The organism is Nocardia puris, from assembly GCF_003315035.1.
GTDB classification, from domain to species: domain Bacteria; phylum Actinomycetota; class Actinomycetes; order Mycobacteriales; family Mycobacteriaceae; genus Nocardia; species Nocardia puris.
The window spans coordinates 1-17,628 of record NZ_QNRE01000020.1 but is presented as its reverse complement, the minus strand read 5'-3'; the positions used below and the strand labels follow the sequence as shown (position 1 = coordinate 17,628).

The window sequence follows — 17,628 nt, the reverse complement described above, 5'->3', positions numbered from 1 at the left end:
ATAAGCACCAGGACCGATTACCCGACCACACCCGCCGAGCGAACTCTAAACCCGCCACTGACCTCGATACGCCCGCCGAATCTGCCCGAATTCGGGCAGGAAAGTTGGCGAAACCGCGCGCGGCGGGCAATATCGTCCGGGTGAATGACGGGGCACCCGCCGACTTGGTCCGCCACGTGGCCGCGTCCACCGGGCTGCCGGAACAGGTGGCGGCCCGGGTGGTCGCCGATGTCGTCGGCTATTTCGACGAGACCGCCGAGCAGTTCGTCCGCCGCAGGCACGCCGAGTTGCAGGCCAGGCAGGTGCGCAACGCCGAGATCTGGCGGCGGCTGGCCGACGAGCTGGCCCGGCGCCCGGTGGCGGCCCCGGCGTTCACCGAACGGCAACTGCGTCGCATCGTCTACGGGTGAGGAGTCCGTCTCGCAATGTGTGGAATCGTCGGCTACATCGGTCACCGGCAAGCTGTTCCGGTCCTGCTGGAAGGGTTGCATCGGCTGGAGTACCGCGGCTACGACTCGGCGGGGCTGGCCCTGCCGCACCGCGGGAAGCTGCGCGTCACGAAAACGCAAGGGCGGGTGCAGGATCTGCGCGATATGGCCGATGTGGCGGCGCTGCGCGGCAAAGCCGGTATCGCCCATACCCGCTGGGCCACGCACGGTGAGCCCAGCAACGTCAACGCCCACCCCCACACCGACAGCGGCGGGCGAATCGCGGTGGTGCACAACGGAATCGTGGAGAACGCCGAACAGCTCCGAGCCGAGCTGACCGAAGGCGGCACCCGCCTGGTCTCCGACACCGACACCGAGGCGATCGCCCACCTCGTCGCCGCCGAACTGGAGGAATCGGACTCACTCGAGGACGCGGTGCGCGCCGCGTTGCAGCGGGTCCAGGGCACCTACGGCCTGCTGGTGCTCGACGCGCGCCGCCCCGCCGAGATGGTGGTGGCGCGCAATGGCAGCCCGATCGTCCTCGGCGTGGGCGACGGCGAGATGTTCGTGGCCTCCGATGTCGCCGCGCTCGTCCATCACACCCAGAGCGTGGTGTTCCTGGACGACGGCGAGCTGGCCACGGTGCGCGCGACCGAATTCCGCACCAGCACACTGGGTCACGAGGCCCAGAGCACGATCAAGACACCCACCACGATCGAGATGGGCGCCGAGGACTACGCGCTCGGCGGCTACCCCGACTTCCTGCGCAAGGAGATCGCCGAACAGGCCGAGGCCGTGCGCCGCGCCCTGCGCGGACGCCTGGACGACCGGTTCGCCACCGCCCACCTCGGCGGCCTGAACATGAACGCCCGCGAGCTGCGCGGCATCAGCAAGGTCGTGTTCCTGGGCTGCGGGTCGGCCTACTACGCGGGCCAGCTCGGCGCGCAGCTGGTCGAGGAGCTGGCGCGCATCCCCGCCCTCGCCGAACCCGCGTCGGAATTCCGCTACCGCAACCCCGTGGTCGATCCCGATGCGCTCTATGTCGCGATCAGCCAGTCCGGCGAGACCATGGACACCCTCGCCGCCGTCCAGGAGTTGCAGCGCAAGGGCGGGCGCGTCATCGGCGCCGTCAACGTGGTGGGCAGCGCCATCGCCCGCCAGTGCGGTGCGGGCATGTTCCTGCACGCGGGCCCGGAGGTGTCGGTCGCCTCCACCAAGGCGCTGACCAACATGACCGTGTCGTTCGCCATGCTGGCGCTGCTGCTCGGCCGGGTGCGCGATCTCTCGGTGGCCGGCGGACGGCGCATCGTCGAGGGCTTGCGCGAACTGCCCGGCGCCGTCGACCAGGTCCTCACCGACGAGCCCGCCATCGCGGGCATCGCGAACAAGTACGCCAAGGCCCGCAGCATGTTCTTCCTCGGCCGGGTGCGCATGTGGCCGGTCGCCCGCGAGGGCGCGCAGAAGCTCAAGGAGGTCTCCTACATCCACGCCGAGGCGTATCAGGCCTCCGAGCTCAAACACGGCCCGCTGGCCCTGATCGACCCCGAGATGCCCAGTGTGGTGCTGGTCCCCGACGACGAACTGCTGTCCAAGAACCTCGCCACCATCGAGCAGATCAAGGCGCGCGGCGGCCCCGTCATCGCCGTGACCAACGCCGATCTCCCGCCGAACTGCGCCGACGAGGTGATCCGCGTCCCCCGCATCACCCCCGAACTCGACCCCATCGTGCTGACGATCCCGCTGCAACTGCTGGCGTATCACACGGCGCTGGCGCTGGGAAGGGATGCGGACAAGCCGCGCAACCTCGCGAAGAGCGTGACGGTGGAGTAGGGGCCGAGTTGCGCCCCGGGTGCGGGACGCGGAGTATCGGCGGTCACGGGCGGGTACTACTCGGATACGCGGTGGAGAGGGGCGGGTGTGGAACGACCGCATGATCCGCGATCTCCTGGATCCTCACGATGGGTGAGCGCGCTCCTCAGCGCGCCGGCCGTGGCGGCGAGTGCGCTGATCCTCGTGACTCTCGCGCTGTGGGTCGGGCCCTGGGTCGCGGCGGTGGTGGCCGGGCTGTGGGTATTCGTCGGCGTATTGCTGTTCGACGCCGCGTGGTTCAGCCCGAGCCGCCAGAACTTCGCCACCGCCTTCAAGTTTCGCGAGCCGTCCGAACGCGAACTCGAAACCCTCACCGCCGCATGGGAGAACGTCACCCGCATCGCGCAGGCGGACGGGTGGCCGTATTCGCTGTGGATCGAACCGTCGGGACAGCTGAACGCGTACGCCGGGCCTACCCGGATCGTCGCGGTCACCAGCTGGGCGGTCGGCGCGCTGGGGCCGCGCCGGCTGGAAGCCGTGCTCGCCCACGAACTGGGCCATCACCTGCTGGTGGATCAGCGCGTCCGGCTGGCCGCGTCGAAGCCTCTCGTTCAGCGGTGCGCGACCGATTCCGCCAGGATCGGCATCAACTCTTTCGCGCTCACCATGTGATCCTGCCCGGCGAGCATCCGGTGGGTCGCGCGCGGAAGGGCGTCGGCCAGCTGACGCGCCACGTCGTGCAGACCGGGCGGACTCTTCTCCCCGACGGTCACGTGCACGGGCAGGTCGAGATTCGCGAAACGCTCCACGGGCGGCAGGTCCGCGGTGAGCGCGATGTCGTACATGAGGGTGGGGGCGAGCGCCTTCATGGACTTCCAACCCGGCATCAGCGGCAGCAGGGCGACGAACACCCTCGGCATACCGATCCCCTGGAGAAACACTTTGAGCGCCTTGGCATTTCCACCTTCGGCCAGGAGCGCACCGACCTGCTCGGCGAGCCGGGCGTACGACACCCGCTCGCTCTCGTCGTGCACGTACGACGCATCGTAGATCACCAGTCCTTCGACCTTGTCCGGAAACCGGCTCGCGGCCTCTAGCGCCAGCACGGCCCCCGACGAATGCCCGTACAACACAGCCGATCCGCCCGCGGCATCGATGATCGCCTCGACGTCCTCGACCTCCCGCTCCGTCGCATACGGCAACGTGTCCCCACTGTCCCCACGCCCCCGCCGGTCATAGCTGTAAACCGTGAACCCCTTCGCGAACACATCCACATCCGCGACAACGGGCCGGAACCGCCGAAAGCACGTCGCACCGGTGATATACACGAGCGCCGGCCCCGCACCCGCAATGTCATACGCGATCTCCGTACCGTCCTTCGACGCAACCACCGGCATATTCCCGTTCCTTCCGCCACGAACCCCACGGGCCCGCACATCTGTTTACCGGCTACGACGCGATCCAGCGCCGAAAATCATCGGCACGCTCCACCTCCGCCGGACCGCCCGCACGACGAATCTCGTGCACGCGACCAGGAAATGTAACGAGCGACTGGGTTACATTCCGCCAGCCGACCAGCGCGCCACCGCTCGTGCGTCGCGACCGGCCGCGAGGTGGATCAAATCCGGCCGAGCGCCGCCCCGGTGTGCCCGGCTGAGGTGCCACAGCGCATCAGATCGCTCAACCCCATGCCAGCTCCGCAGCCTTGGCACGAGCGGCCCAGGGCGGTGCCGATACGAGCAGGCGCGACAACGAATCTCCGCTCTGCGATGAATTCCCCTCTCGACCCCCGTCTCCATGACTGACACCGGCGAGGAACCGCGGCCTCGCCCACCACCTTCAGCACTGAGAAGAGCAGACCATGATCAAGCCCGCACTGGCCGCGGTTGCCGCCCTCGCCCTCTCCACCACCGCCCTGCTGACCGGGTGCACCGATAGCGCGGGCGAATCGCCGGCCGCGCAGCCCGGTCGCCACGCCCAGGTCAACGGACTCGATATGTACTACGAGGTGCACGGGGAGGAGAGCGATCAGCCGCCGCTGGTGCTGCTGCACGGCGCGCTGTCGGGCATCGGGACCGATTTCGGTGACGTGCTGCCCGGGTTGTCCGAGAACCGCCAGATCATCGCGATCGAACAGCAGGCGCACGGGCGCACCGCCGATATCGACCGGCCGCTGCGCACCGAGCACATGGCCGACGACACGGCCGCGCTGCTGCGCCAGATCGGCATCGAGCAGGCCGACCTCTTCGGCTACAGCATGGGCGCCGGCGTCGCCCTCGACATCGGGCTGCGCCATCCCGGCCTGGTGCGCAAACTGGTCCTGCTCTCGGTCGGCCTCTCGCCGAAGGGCCTGCATCCCGGCGTGCTCGACGGCATCACCCAGCTCGAGCCGGAGATGCTGCACGGCTCCCCGTTCCACACCGACTACCTGGCCAATGCGCCTCGCCCGCAAGACTTCCCGACCCTGGTGGCGAAGGTGAAGGAGATGGACGCGAACACACCGACCTTCCCGGCCGACGCCGTGGCCGCCATGCCCTCCCCCACCCTCACCATCGTCGCCGACTCCGACATCGTCACCCCCGAGCACGCCGTCGAGATCTTCCGCCTGCGCGGCGGCGGCATCATGGGCGACACCCCCGCCGGTCTCCCCGACTCCGAACTGGCCATCCTGCCCGGCGCCTCCCACATCTCCGGCGTCCACCGCCCGGAACTGCTGGTCCCGATGATCACCACGTTTCTCGACCGGACCGCGAAATCCTGACCCGACCCCGGAGCAGGCCCGGAACCTCGTGGCTCCGGGCCTTTCGACGCGATCGCCGAGCCGGGACAGTACCTGGACGTCCTCGGGCACCGCGCACAACGCTTCTACGCGGTGGACATCCCCGACGGCGCGACCGCGTGCTTCGGCGGCACCCTGTCGTTCCTCCGCAACGCCGCGGCGTCGATGTTCGCCAACAATCGCACGGATCTGCGCGTGCACGGTGCGCAGGGGCAGGACTGCCGCGTCTCCGAGAGCGCGCTCGCGACCAGGTCCGACGACGGCGTCGCGTTGACCGGCGCCATGGCGTGGACCGGCGCCGCGCAACCGAAGACCGGCACTCCCGTCACCGACGCCTGCCGCGGGGGCGGACGCTGTTACTTCGCCCTCGAATGGGCCCACGTCGCCGACGGCGCTCCCGAGCGGTTGCCGGTCGAACTGACGGTCGGCATCGAGCAGGCCGTCACCGACGAAGGTCCCGCCCCGGCCGAGTCCCCGGCCCCGTTCACCGCGCCGCGCTCACGCCCGAACCCGTGCCGGTGATCGCTGTTTCACGTAGCGGCATCGACTGCCTGGGCCTCGACGCGGCCTACAATCGGGCGCAACTCCTGGCGGCGTGGTCTTCGTGATCGCCGCGCGCCCGTGACGCACACCACACCCGCCCCTGTCAGGAATCCCCCTCCCGTCTCGTTCAAAGGGCACGCGAACCAGACAGGAGCGACACCATGACACACCGCATCGTTGTCCTCGGGGCCGGATATGCCGGGACCAACACCGCCGGGAACCTGGCCCGCCGACTGCATCCGGACGACTTCGAGATCACCGTCGTCAATGCCGATCCCCACTTCGTCGAGCGGATCCGCCTGCATCAGGTGGCGGTCGGCCGGGACTACCGGCCCCGCGCGCTCGCCGACGCCTTCGCGGGTACCGGGGTGCGGCTGCGGGTCGCCCGGGTGACCGCTCTCGATCCCGAACGCCGGTCGGTCACGGTGGCCGACGAGGAGTGCGAGGAGGAGATCGGCTACGACACGCTCGTCTACGCGCTCGGCAGCGCGGTGGCGAGCGACGGGGTGCCCGGCGTGGCCGAGTACGCCCACGACATCGCCGGGCGCCCGTCCGCGCTGCGACTCCAACAGCGACTCCAGGAGTTGGGCGACGGCGCGAAAGTCCTGGTCGTCGGCGGTGGTCTGACCGGCCTGGAAGCCGCCACCGAGATCGCCGAGACCCGGCCGGATCTCGCGGTCACGCTCGCCTCCCGCACCGCGCCCGGCGACTGGCTGTCGACCAAGGCGAAGGAGCACCTGCGCCGCAGGCTCGACCACCTGGGCATCGCCGTGCACGAGCACACCGTGATCGCGCGGGTCGAACCCACCCGGGCGGTCGCCGAAGACGGCACGATCTTCCCCGCCGACGTCACCGTGTGGGCGGCCGGCTTCACCGTTCCGACGATCGCCGCGGCGGCGGGCGTGCAGGTGAGCGACACCGGAAGGATCGTCACCGACGGCAGCCTGCGGTCGGTCTCGCATCCGGAGATCTACGCCGTGGGCGACAGCGTCCATGTCATCGGAGCGAACGGCCAGCCGCTGCCGATGTCGTGCGCCTCGGCCGGTTTCTCCAGCATGCAGGCGGTCGCCGCGCTCGAGGGCCGGCTCACCGGGCGCCGGTTCGACGTCGAACCGCTGAAGTACCTCGGGAACTGCATCGGCCTGGGCGAGCGGGACGCGATCTTCCAGACCGTCGGGGCCGACCTGCGGCCGAAGGTGGCCTTCACGGGCCGCAAGACGGCGCGCTTCAAGGCGTTCGTACTCTGGGGCGCGGCCTGGAACGTGCTGCGCGCGGGCGGCGGCATGCCGAAACGCAAGCGCCGCCTGTCGCCCGACGCGCCGCTCCCGGAAAGAGTCGCCGCCTAGAGTGACGGAAGTGACGATCGACCACGCCGCCACGGAGCTCTTCGAGGCCGACCGGGACCGGTTGGCCTCGTTGGCCTACCGCCTGCTCGGCTCGGCTGCCGACGCGGAGGACGCCGTGCAGGACGCCTTCCTGCGCTGGCAGTCCGCCGACCGGTCCGGGATCGACGTGCCGCAGGCCTGGTTGGCGAAGGTCGTCACGAACCTGTGCCTGGACCGGCTGCGCTCGGCGGCCGCGCGCCGCGAACGCGTCGCCGGATCGTGGCTGCCCGAGCCGCTGCTGGACGGCGATCCCCTGCTCGGCCCCGCCGAGACCGCCGAACAGCGCGAATCGGTCTCGCTGGCCGTGCTGGTGCTGCTGGAACGCCTGGCGCCGGTCGAACGCGCGGTGTACGTGCTGCGCGAGGCGTTCGGCTACAGCCACGCCGAGATCGCCGACATGCTCGACATCAGCGAATCGGCCAGCCAGCAGCACACGCACCGGGCCCGCCGCCACGTCGCGTCCGCGCGGCGCGGCGGCGCCGTCGACCCCGCCGCCGCCCGCAAGATCGTCACGGCCTTTCTCGCGGCGGCGGTGTCGGGCCGCACCGAGCAGCTCGTCGCCCTGCTCACCCAGGACGCCAGCGGTATCACCGATGGCGGACTGACCGGCAAGATCCTGGTCTACCCGAACCCGAGACGCATGATCATCTCCCTGCGCGGCGCCTTCAAGGCCACCGCGACGAAACGGCGGATCCTCGGCGGCCCGGTCTCCTTCCACGCCGACATCGTCAACGGCTCCCCGGCCGCGATCGCCGTACGCGAGAACGGCGAAGTGCTCGGCGCCCTGGTCCTCGAAACCGACGGCGACCGGATCTCCCACATCACGTCGGCCGGCTACCCGAGCCGCGTCGCCCGGCTCGGCGAACTGTGGCGGCAGCGCGAACACTCGGAACCGATTCTCACGACTTGGTGACGGTTGGCGCGCCTAGCGGAAGTACGGGTAGTCCTGCACCCAGTGGAATCCGCGGCTGCGCAAGGGGAAGGTGTTCAGGTCCACGCGATCCAAGGTGATCGTCAGCGAGCGGCCGTTCAGGTGTCCGCGGATGATCAGCCGGTCCGCGGTGGGCCGCTCGGTAAACACGGTCGCGAAGGGTTGCTGCTCGTCTCTCGTGGTGAGTTCCAACCGTCCGTCGGGGTGGAAGACGGCGCGCGCGGGTATCAGTTCGCCGTTCATCCGCTGGTAGGTCGCTTCCTCCGGGCCATCGAAAACCAGCCGCTGCCAACGAGTCTCGTCGGTGGTCAGCGGTGGAATCGCCTGTCCGTCGAGGGTGAAGTCTCGCACCTCCCAGATGCCATACAGCGGAGACCGGGGACTCGCCGCGCTGTGCTGCTCCTGCCAGACCCGCCAGTTGTCGATACTGCCGCTCACCACAAGCCAAACACCAAGGGCGACTTGAACCCACGCCGCCGTGCGGTTCTTCCGGCCGTCGGTGAACAGCGCGGGCGGTTTCAGCGGTTCGCACGCGCGTTGTCGCACGAACACATCGAACAGTCGCCGGAGATACGGGGCGAGCAGCACCAGGCTGATCCCCAGCAGGTGCGCGGAGAGCAGCTTCTCCGGGATGTCGAACGTAAGGTTCATCAGCAGGATCTGCGCCGTGCTCAACAAGCTCAACGCCGCACCCAGCACTTGGGTCCGCGGCACGAAAAGCAGTAGTCCCGCAGCGACTTCCACCGCACCGAGCGTCATCTCATACGCGGGCGAACTGCCCACTTGCAGCCAAATCACCGACATCGGGCTGAAGCTGCCGTACGGCTGGAGCAGTTGCGCCAGGTTCGGGCCGGGCATTTGGTTGGGGATCAGTTTCGCCATGCCGAACGAGAGCATCTGCCCGCCCAAGCACAGCCGCAGGACCAACGTGAACCAAGCCCGGAGCCGGGGGTGGGACGTGCGACGATCGAAAACCGTCCACGCCGTCGCGCCCACCACCGCGACGACCAGCACGCAGAACACCAGCACCCAGATCGCCGTCTGATCACCGGCCCCGGAATCCTTGCGCAGCAACGCATCCACGCCGAATACGGTCTCGCCCACCCAACCGGTGACCGGGTCGGTCACGGTCGCGCCCCACGGCCCGCCGTGTCCGGGAACCCAGCGGGCGAGGACACCGAGCAGCGCGAACGGTATCGGCGTGACGAGCAGGCAGAACAGGCTGAAGTAGATAGCGCTGAACCGGAACAGAATTCGCGTCGGCAGGCGCCATTCCGGTGTGGTCACTGATGCATCCTCGGATCTTCGGCGGGGTCGGCGTACGGGGTGGGGCAGCCGTAATCAGTTGCGTCGGAGCGGAGTTCGTAATGCCACGGCTCGTTCGCGTAGATCTGGCACAGTCCGTAGCTCGCGCCGTGCCTGGACAGCCACGCCGTGGCCGCGTCCGGCCCGAGGTCGACCGCGTCGCCCGACACGTGCGCGGACGTGTCGGGGGTGGCCACCCACCGCGCGGCCTCGGTTTCCGAGCCGTACTCCGCCACCGCGTCGCGCAACAGTTGCGCCTGGTACTCCCGCGAACGCCAGCCGCTGTTGACGACGAACTCCACGCCGTCGTCGGCGGCGTCCGTGGCGGCGCGGCGCAGGGCGCGGAGCAGATCGGGATCGAGATTGGCCACCGACGGAATGTCGTCGGCGAAGACCGACACACCGGGTGGATCATGGTGGGCGCCGGGAGGTACGCCGATGGACGCGACGGACGACGTGCCCAGCGACGCGAGCGGCTGGTACGCGAGCACACCGAGGAGCAGGGCGGCGCCGACCACGAGTGCCAGGAGGACAGCTGGCCGGGTTCGTGCTGGTTGGCGATAGTTCATGCGCCCAGTCAAGGCAGCGCGGCGTTGCCGGCCCGTATGCGGTTTTCGATACGCCGGCGATATACCCCGGCTGGGAGGATCGAGGGTCTATGCGTGTACTGATCGTCGAGGACGAACCCTATTTGGCGACGGCCATCCGCGATGGGCTGCGCTTGGACGCGATCGCCGCCGATATCGCGGGCGACGGCGACGCCGCGCTGGAACTGTTGAGCGTCAACAGCTACGACATCGCCGTCCTCGACCGCGACATCCCCGGCCCGTCCGGCGACGAGATCGCCCGGCGCATCGTCGCCTCCGGCAGCGGCATGCCGATCCTGATGCTCACCGCCGCCGACCGGCTCGACGACAAGGCGACCGGCTTCGAACTCGGCGCCGACGACTACCTCACCAAACCGTTCGACCTCCGCGAACTCGTGCTCCGCCTCCGGGCGCTCGACCGCAGGCGCGCCCACAGCAGGCCGCCGGTGCGGGAGATCGCGGGGCTGCGGGTGGACCCGTTCCGCCGCGAGGTCTACCGCGACGGCCGCTACGTCGCGCTGACCCGCAAGCAGTTCGCCGTGCTCGAAGTCCTGGTCGCGGCCGAGGGCGGAGTCGTGAGCGCCGAGGAACTCTTGGAGCGGGCGTGGGACGAGAACGCCGACCCGTTCACCAATGCCGTGCGCATCACCGTCTCGGCGCTGCGCAAACGCCTCGGCGAACCGTGGATCATCGCCACGGTCGCCGGTGTCGGCTACCGCATCGACGCGGACACCGGCCGTGCATAGGGCCCCCGGACTGAGCGTCCGCCTCAAGCTGACCCTCAGCTACGCCGGCTTCCTCATGGTCGCGGGTGTCCTGTTGCTCGCCGCCGTGCTGATCTTCTACCTGTACTTCCTGCCCACCGGCTGGATCAACGCCACCGACAGTTTCTGGATCGACCGCTCGCTCCTCCTGCGCGCCTTCGTGCCGTTCATGGCGGTGGTGCTGCTCTTCCTGCTGATGTTCGGTCTGCTGGGCGGGTGGATCCTCGCCGGCCGGATGCTCGCTCCCCTCACGCGCATCACCGCCGCCGCCCGCATGGCCGCGAACGGGTCGCTCTCGCACCGAATCCAGTTGCCGGGCCGCCGCGACGAACTGCGCGAGCTCGCCGACACTTTCGACGCCATGCTCGCCCGGCTGGAAGCCCACGTCGCCGAACAGCGCCGGTTCGCGGCCAACGCCTCGCACGAACTGCGCACCCCGCTCGCGATCACCCAGACCCTGCTCGACGTGGCCCGCAACGACCGCGACCACGACAGCGCCGAACTCGTGGACCGCCTCCAGGCCGTCAACACCCGGGCGATCGACCTCACCGAAGCCCTGCTCCTGCTCAGCCGCGCCGACCAGCGCTCCTTCACCCGCGAACCCGTCGACCTCTCCCTCCTCGCCGAAGAAGCCACCGAAACCCTTCTGCCCCTTGCGGAACGGCACGGCATCACCCTCGAAACCTCCGGCGTGGTCGCCCCCACCCTCGGCTCCCCCACCCTCCTCCTCCAACTCACGACGAACCTCGTCCACAACGCGATCGTCCACAACCTGCCGGGGCGCGGGGCGGTGTGGGTCACGACCGGCGTGCATCCCGGAGGTGTGGCGCTCGTCGTGGAGAACACTGGTCAGGTGTTGTCGCCGGAAGTTGTTGCGACGCTTACCGAACCGTTTCAGAGAGGAGCGGAGCGGGTGCGCAACCACCATGCGGGGGTCGGGTTGGGTTTGGCGATTGCCGACAGCATCACGCGGGCGCATTCGGGGACGCTTGCGTTGTCGGCGCGGGAGGGGGGTGGACTCGTCGTTGTCGCGCGGTTTCCTGGGGCGGGGTAAGCGTGGCGATCCCGGGGATGCAGATTCGCCCACGTCGATGATTCATATATAGATCTTTCGCGCCCGATGTGGTCGATGATCCCTATATCGATCATTGACGGTTTTTCGCGCTAGGCCCTGCCGCCCGGAGCCGATCTTTCGGTCGAGGCGGCTCGACTCTCCGGGTTCCGGCCCATGCATCCGAAATCGACTCCTCAGCGCGCATCAGCCTTCTGGATGCCACAGTGTGGTGAACGATCGGCACCACCATCCGAGCTCCCCAACTGTCCGAGCGTATCACCCTGTAGCGCAGCACAACTGGAAGGATCTCGAGACCATGGTGAACATCGACAGCAGGTCGGTGACCGCCGCGCCGGTGAAAGCCTGGCCCCGCAAGAGGCGGACGTTGATCATGGGCACCGGCATGCACAGCCGGCGGATCACGAGCAGGACGAGCAAAGGCGAGCCCGACGAAGAAGGTGATGAGCGCGACGCCGGGTCGGTCGCCCTCGGCGAAGGTTGGCTCGTTTCGGTCCTACTCTGGATTGAGCAGCGTGATCACGAAGCGGGGCGGACGGACTGTGATGGCAGAGGCGCAGAATATTCATCGAAGGCCGCGATGTCACGCGCTCGCCACCCGGGCACGGGCGCGATTCTGCTCGCCTCCCAGATCGCCGACTACGGGCAGTCGTGGCCGAAGCCATCGGCCTGCACACCATCGGGTGCGGGGCGCGGGTGCATCCTGTGGCCGAGATCGCACGGACGGAGAAAACCACGGGCGTGCAGCATATTTCGCCCGCAATCCGTCCAGCGGGGGCCGTCCCAACGATCACAGCACCCACTGTGTCTACAACCTCGCCCAGATCATCACCGTCCTCACCGCGGACAGCGACGGTCAGTTGCGTCGAGACCGGCGGATGACTCACCCCGAGACCGGGGCGCTGGTGCGGGTGTATCGACTCCCGTGGCCGCAGACCTTCTCCCCGGTCACGCGCACAGCTGTCGCCGAACCGACGAACCCCGAGGGCGCGGTGTTCGCCGAGCAGGGAACGAAATTGCTCAACACCGCCGCCAAGATTGCCGAACTGGTGAGCAGGTACCAGGCGATGGACGAGCATCCTGAGGTCGAGTTCCGGGCCACTTGCCACGGCCACGACGTCGAGTGGACGAACTTCCTCTACACCCCGTAACGAACGCACACGCTGGTGCGCCGCCTGCATCGAACGGCGCCGGCGCACCCGGTGGCGGTGATTCTCCGGCCCCGCACCTACGGTGTGGTCCCGCGGCTCGACTGGGCGTGGGTACGTGCCGATGTCGCCACACTGGACGGCGAGGATGCGCGGGAGGTGTTGTTCGTTTGCGGGGCCTGAGAATTGGTGGACAAGGCATTCGGGTATCGGTTCTCGTGCGCTCAGTGCGCGCATGTACATCGGGTTTGGGATATGGACCATGGCGACCCGTGACCCGCGTCTGCCCGCGCGCTTGACACTGGACCTCATCGACGGATCCTTACTGGCCGAGTTGCCCCCCGGCATCGACCGTGAGGTGCTGCACCGGTGGAGCGCCTTCCGCGCCGGCCCGGACTGAAGCCTCAAAACGACTCGGCCGCCACGTGCCGGTAGCTCGCGCGCGAGAACCTGGTCAGCGAGTACTCCTGTGAGGAGCCGGTGATCGACGGGGACAACGTCCCCTTCGACGTGTACCCGGATCCGTACGCGGATCACCGAGCAGGGCGCCAGGATCTGATCTTCGATCAGGTCAACGCCGACCCCTCTTCGGCACCCGACACAAACAGGCGCGGTCGAACAAGAACAGCAGATTCGCCTTGACCCCGCCCCCGTAGAAGATCGGTGCGCGCGACCGCCGGGTCTGCTCGGCTTCTCGTCCGGCGGGGTGATCGCATCACGTTGGAGTGGGTTCCCTGTTCGGTGCGCCCTGCGGCGGTACAAGCGGGACCGCGTGTGACCTGAAATTCCTGATGTCGAGCTATTCGGGGCTACAGTCGAAGCATCGTTGACCTGCGGAAATGCCGTCGCAGATAAGTGCGCCTCCGTGAATCCCTTTCAATTTTTCCTGCACCGTTAGCGCGGCTGGTTCGGGAGTTGGGGGAGGAGCTGGAAGTTGAAGTCGAGGGCGCTGAGCTGGGAGCTTGTGAGAAACCTGGCGACGAGGTGGCGTATCGACCGAACCGGAAGTTGCAACCCGACGAAGTCGCGGCGTTGGTGGAGCGGTATCGACGTGGAGCCTCGATGATGGAGCTAGCCGAAGAGTATGGGGCACATCGGAACACAGTGGAAGCTCACCTGCGGCGAGCTGGGGTGGCGAAGCGACCGATGGTGAAGATGACGGAGTCGCTGGTGGAGCGAGCGACGAAGTTGTACATCGAAGAGTTGTGGACGACGGCGCAGATCGGCAAGGAGTTGGGGGTGGATGCGAGCACGGTGGCGAAGGCGTTGAAGCGAGCTGGGGTAAGGATGCGGCCGGCGGTGGCCGAGAGGAAAGATGCGGCGGATTCCTCTATCGTCGGCTGTAGGCAAGCATGCGTTGAATCGCCACCGGAAACAGATGCGTCAACGTGAGTTGATCGACCAGGCGCACTAGATTCTGCCATTGGAGATCCCGGACGAACGCGACGTCTTTGCCACTGAGTCGGGCGATCTCCTCCTCGACTGTATGAGTGTTCCCTGGCCTACGTGGGCGGGAGGAGCGTCGGTCACCGGAGGGGTGATCCGTTTCGAGCAGTAGGCGGTCGTGGGGAATGGCGTTTAGTTGCGGTTTGCCGAGCATTGCGTAGTTCACGGAGAAGTAGCAGCCGAGTTCGATGGCCCGGCGGGTCTCCTGCTCCGTCCCGAGCCACCAGTGTAGGACGATACCGTCGATGTGTACGTCCTCGACCAGGTCCAGGACCTGTTGTGTTCGTCCGCTGCTGTGGACGGACAGGATTCGCGGCGAACCCTTACAGAGCTCAAGTATCGAGCGGAAGGTTTGCTGCTGTTCGGCCGCAGGAACTTTCGATCGCGAGTCCAATCCGATCTCGCTCACGAAGGGTGTGGCTGCGAGCTGCTCGCGGAATGCGTCTGCGTCGAAGGAGACGTGTGCCACGGGGACTCCCGGATGGCATCCAAGACCCCATACGACAATCTGGTCATGCCGATCGAGAGTTTGCGTAAACTCCTTCTGCGATCTGGTAGCGGCGAAGACGACGGCTCCGAGTCCTTCCAGGTCTCGTTGGGGCACTGAGGTTTCGACGTGGGCATGCATGTCGAGCGGGGGAAGTTGTCGGCTCATTTCAGAAACTCCGCGAGTTCGGCTACCCCTCGAACGCAGAGGGCGTGGGCGTCTCTGGCCGAGTAACCATCTGGGAGGTCCATCGCCATGATCATGGCATTACTGACGCCCGCTGATACGAAGTCCCGCATCGCGACCTCGATGGACTTGCCCTTCACGTAGTCGGCTGACTTTCCTGTTTTGTCGTCGCTCAGGTAGGTCGTTCGATCGACCAGTCCTGCGGCGTGGAAGGACGCTCGCCGAACGAGGCATCCGAAGCAGACACCGCATGAACTGCCGGGGCTGATGCCGGCAAATCTGCCATCCGCGTGCGAGCAAGAGTTGGTCTTGCTTAGATACGTTGAGGCGGCATCATCGCCGAAGGTGTCGGCGAGGTCACGGAACATCTCTCCTTTGGTCATCTGCTCGTAGGGGTTGACGATGTCACCATGCGCGCCGATGTCGGTCAGTAGTTGCCGCAGGTCGTTCAAGAATTTTGGGTGGGTGGTCTTGGTGGACAGGCTGCCGCGACGTTCGGGACCCAGTGGAGGGTTGAGCGAAGCGAACCCGTTCTCCGGTATCCGCAGTGGGGTGTCGGTGACCGAGGCTGCCGCAAGGCCGAGTGCCAGAAACAGGATCGACCGGGAGCGTGTCGATCGCTCGTCTTTGAACCTAGTGCCATCGAACCGCTCGCTCTTACGGGTGAGTTGTATCCGGTGATGCGTCTGTCCCCTGCCGGGAACCAGGCGCTCGATCTGTGCTGCAAGCGCTTCCTGTACGCCAGCGATGGCGTGCTGGCTGAATTGCGAGATCAGGATGTGGCCTTCGCCCTCGGACAGGTTGTGTCTGGACATCAATGCGCCGGTTGCCGAGTCGGCGCCTCCGCTGAGGAGAACGACACGGGATGTATTCTCCAGGGCCGAAGCGGGTGTGTGGGTGGGCAGCGGGGCGGCTTGGTCGAAGGTGAACGACCATGTGTCACCGGTGAGGAACCCAACGACCTGTGCCAGGTGAATTGCTTGGCCTACCCAGACATCGGGATGGTCCACTGCGACGGTGAGGTCGAATTGCCGCCGGTTCCACTCCGATCCGCCGCGGGCGCGCAGCACCGAGCGATCGGCCGCCAGCACTGCCAAGGCGATTCGTACGAAATCGGAGTTGAGCGGCTGCACCTGTCCGAGCTGGGTCAGTGAGGGCTTGAGCGGACCTTGGAATGTCGAGGTAGCTGTTTCATTCCACAAGAAGACCTCATCGAACCCAGCTGCGCTGGTCGCGCGCGCCTCGGATACCTCGAAGAGAATCGAGGTCATGCCGAACCTCCATAGATTTTCACCAGCATGTCGATGCCGTTCCGGATAGCCTGTGTGATTTCGGCTTCGGTTGCCCCGGTGGCCGAAAGCCTCGCCTGGCCAGCGAGAACGCCAGCAGCCTCGCGGATCTCGTCTTCGACCTGTCTGCGCTCGCTGGCATTCATCGGACCGGAGCGCAGGGTGTCCGACACCTCCGACAGGGAGCACTCGGCGATGATCAGTTCAATAGATTTCCGCGCAACCTCATCAGGTCGGGGCACGGAATCAGGAGGACTCTCGATAATCCACGCGATGAGTTCGGCGACGATGACACGTTCCTCACCGGACTCGAAGGTTCCGTCACTCTGACTATCCAGAGCAGCCTTCGCGATGCGTGATCCGACTTCGAGGGGATCATTGAGCGCTATCAGCTCGTCGTAGTTCAAACCGGCGGCAGCCAGCGTCGCGCGATCACCGGCGGCATAGGCCGACGCGAGACTGCCTGCTCTGCCCGCTACGCGAGAGGTCCGCTGGACGGAACGAGCTACGCCTCCAGACGAACGTCCACCACCACCGCTGGAACCACCCGCTGATCCACCGCCGCCGCCACTCCCGCTACCACGGGAGTTCGCCAGCATCCGGATCATCGGCCGTAACCGGTCGATATTGCGCGTATCGACGGATTGTGCGTCGGCGGCTTGGTCGGTCGATGAGTCGTCATCGAGCCAGCCCGCTATCGATTCACGCAGGTCCTGCGCGTCCTTGCCACCACTGCCGCCGAACGAACCGCTAGTACCCATCGGTCAGCGGCTCCCGCTCACCTGTTCGATGGCGGTGCGGACAGGGACCGGCGGATTGCCCTGCGACCAGTCATCGAAAAGCGGCTGATAAGTGGTCTTGTCTCGGTTCAGGAACAGCAGGACCGTCGCTGGCTTCAGATCCTTCGCGGGAATCCGTTTCAACCCTGCAATAGCGGCATCGGTCGCTGATGGGTGGCAGTCGATGATCCGAAGGATGGATTGCACGGTGAACTTCTGAATCACCGGCTGGTCGCGGGTGGATCGCGCGAGATAATCGACCAGCTGGCGTACATCGGCACCATCCAGTGCGCGCAGGTCATCGTCGGAAACCGCTTGCTGATCGACCCTGCTGCTGGATGTCAGGTTCGCCGCGATATCACGCAACCTCTGCGGAAGCCCCTCGGCCACCAGTGGCGTATTGGAGAACGAGGCAGCCAAGTACAGATAAGACGATACTTCCGATGCCTCCAGCAGCGGTGGAAGTTTCGCCCATCTGACCAGTCCATCGGTGAAGACGGGAGCCGGCGTCGTGTCGTTGGTTTCCGATGTGCCGCTGGCGACTTCATCCGATGCCGGGATCGACTCGCCCTGGTTCGCGGCAGCCTGAACAGCGGGTTGCGTCCGGCAGGGTGGTGTATCAGCCGGATCGTCCGGTGTGACCGGCGTGTCGTAGCCGGAAAGGAGATGGCCACCGCGTGATCCTTCAAG

17 protein-coding genes and 1 pseudogene are annotated in these 17,628 nt (G+C 67.0%); 11 read left to right on the top strand and 7 right to left on the bottom strand.

Annotated elements, in window-relative coordinates; translation table 11 throughout:
• Nucleotides 1-140: 140 nt before the first annotated feature.
• The 3 genes from DFR74_RS31715 to DFR74_RS31705 all read left to right on the top strand — a co-directional run bounded on the left by DFR74_RS31715 (nucleotide 141) and on the right by DFR74_RS31705 (nucleotide 2,909).
• Nucleotides 141-410 (top strand): hypothetical protein, encoded by a 270-nt coding sequence (locus tag DFR74_RS31715; RefSeq protein WP_067513720.1) that lies wholly within the window; start codon nucleotides 141-143, stop codon nucleotides 408-410.
• Between the two features lie 15 nt (nucleotides 411-425).
• Complete coding sequence (glmS, locus tag DFR74_RS31710) at nucleotides 426-2,258, top strand: glutamine--fructose-6-phosphate transaminase (isomerizing) (protein ID WP_067513693.1); 1,833 nt, start codon at nucleotides 426-428, stop codon at nucleotides 2,256-2,258.
• 132 nt (nucleotides 2,259-2,390) lie between these two features.
• Entirely contained in the window at nucleotides 2,391-2,909 is a 519-nt protein-coding gene (locus tag DFR74_RS31705) for a M48 family metalloprotease (protein ID WP_067513696.1), read from the top strand.
• Here DFR74_RS31705 and DFR74_RS31700 read toward each other — a convergent pair.
• Entirely contained in the window at nucleotides 2,849-3,634 is a 786-nt protein-coding gene (locus DFR74_RS31700) for an alpha/beta fold hydrolase (RefSeq protein WP_067513697.1), read from the bottom strand. The genes DFR74_RS31705 and DFR74_RS31700 overlap by 61 nt on opposite strands.
• Nucleotides 3,635-4,098: 464 nt before the next feature.
• Between DFR74_RS31700 and DFR74_RS31695 the strand changes: the two genes are divergently transcribed.
• The 4 genes from DFR74_RS31695 (at nucleotide 4,099) to DFR74_RS31675 (ending at nucleotide 7,857) form a co-directional block, all read left to right on the top strand.
• Nucleotides 4,099-4,998 carry an alpha/beta fold hydrolase gene (locus tag DFR74_RS31695; RefSeq protein WP_067513698.1) on the top strand — a complete coding sequence of 300 codons (900 nt, stop codon included), beginning with the start codon at nucleotides 4,099-4,101 and terminating at the stop codon, nucleotides 4,996-4,998.
• Nucleotides 4,999-5,109: 111 nt separating this feature from the next.
• A complete protein-coding gene (locus DFR74_RS36375; RefSeq protein ID WP_067513699.1) occupies nucleotides 5,110-5,538 on the top strand; it encodes a hypothetical protein in 429 nt (142 codons plus the stop codon).
• A gap of 182 nt (nucleotides 5,539-5,720) precedes the next feature.
• A complete protein-coding gene (locus DFR74_RS31680; protein WP_067513700.1) occupies nucleotides 5,721-6,905 on the top strand; it encodes an NAD(P)/FAD-dependent oxidoreductase in 1,185 nt (394 codons plus the stop codon).
• A gap of 10 nt (nucleotides 6,906-6,915) precedes the next feature.
• The gene (locus tag DFR74_RS31675; RefSeq protein ID WP_232331898.1) at nucleotides 6,916-7,857 is read left to right on the top strand and encodes a sigma-70 family RNA polymerase sigma factor; all 942 of its coding nucleotides are present in this window, start codon (nucleotides 6,916-6,918) and stop codon (nucleotides 7,855-7,857) included.
• Between the two features lie 12 nt (nucleotides 7,858-7,869).
• On the opposite strand, the gene DFR74_RS31670 is transcribed toward DFR74_RS31675, so the two are convergent.
• Nucleotides 7,870-9,162, bottom strand: a complete 1,293-nt coding sequence (locus DFR74_RS31670) for a DoxX family protein (RefSeq protein ID WP_067513701.1) — start codon at nucleotides 9,160-9,162, stop codon at nucleotides 7,870-7,872.
• The gene (locus DFR74_RS31665) at nucleotides 9,159-9,749 is read right to left on the bottom strand and encodes a M15 family metallopeptidase (RefSeq protein ID WP_067513702.1); all 591 of its coding nucleotides are present in this window, start codon (nucleotides 9,747-9,749) and stop codon (nucleotides 9,159-9,161) included. Before DFR74_RS31665 ends, DFR74_RS31670 begins: the two co-directional genes overlap by 4 nt.
• An 89-nt stretch (nucleotides 9,750-9,838) precedes the next feature.
• Here DFR74_RS31665 and DFR74_RS31660 point away from each other — a divergent pair, with 89 nt between their 5' ends.
• From DFR74_RS31660 to DFR74_RS36370, 4 genes are all read left to right on the top strand, one after another.
• Entirely contained in the window at nucleotides 9,839-10,513 is a 675-nt protein-coding gene (locus DFR74_RS31660; RefSeq protein ID WP_067513706.1) for a response regulator transcription factor, read from the top strand.
• The gene (locus tag DFR74_RS31655) at nucleotides 10,506-11,585 is read left to right on the top strand and encodes a sensor histidine kinase (protein WP_113975377.1); all 1,080 of its coding nucleotides are present in this window, start codon (nucleotides 10,506-10,508) and stop codon (nucleotides 11,583-11,585) included. Before DFR74_RS31660 ends, DFR74_RS31655 begins: the two co-directional genes overlap by 8 nt.
• Before the next feature lie 896 nt (nucleotides 11,586-12,481).
• Complete coding sequence (locus DFR74_RS31650) at nucleotides 12,482-12,754, top strand: hypothetical protein (RefSeq protein ID WP_067513710.1); 273 nt, start codon at nucleotides 12,482-12,484, stop codon at nucleotides 12,752-12,754.
• 259 nt (nucleotides 12,755-13,013) lie between these two features.
• Nucleotides 13,014-13,151, top strand: coding sequence for a hypothetical protein (locus tag DFR74_RS36370; RefSeq protein ID WP_157115880.1), 138 nt, complete (start codon nucleotides 13,014-13,016; stop codon nucleotides 13,149-13,151).
• Between the two features lie 930 nt (nucleotides 13,152-14,081).
• Here the strand turns inward: DFR74_RS36370 and DFR74_RS31645 are convergent.
• The 4 genes and pseudogenes from DFR74_RS31645 to DFR74_RS36365 all read right to left on the bottom strand — a co-directional run.
• On the bottom strand, nucleotides 14,082-14,825 hold the full coding sequence (locus DFR74_RS31645) for a TatD family hydrolase (protein WP_232331900.1): 744 nt from the start codon (nucleotides 14,823-14,825) through the stop codon (nucleotides 14,082-14,084).
• Nucleotides 14,826-14,848: 23 nt separating this feature from the next.
• Complete coding sequence (locus DFR74_RS31640) at nucleotides 14,849-16,141, bottom strand: adenine nucleotide alpha hydrolase family protein (RefSeq protein WP_067513714.1); 1,293 nt, start codon at nucleotides 16,139-16,141, stop codon at nucleotides 14,849-14,851.
• Nucleotides 16,138-16,920, bottom strand: a complete 783-nt coding sequence (locus DFR74_RS31635) for a hypothetical protein (protein ID WP_067513715.1) — start codon at nucleotides 16,918-16,920, stop codon at nucleotides 16,138-16,140. Before DFR74_RS31635 ends, DFR74_RS31640 begins: the two co-directional genes overlap by 4 nt.
• Before the next feature lie 3 nt (nucleotides 16,921-16,923).
• A pseudogene (locus tag DFR74_RS36365) lies at nucleotides 16,924-17,628 on the bottom strand (hypothetical protein); the annotation flags it as partial.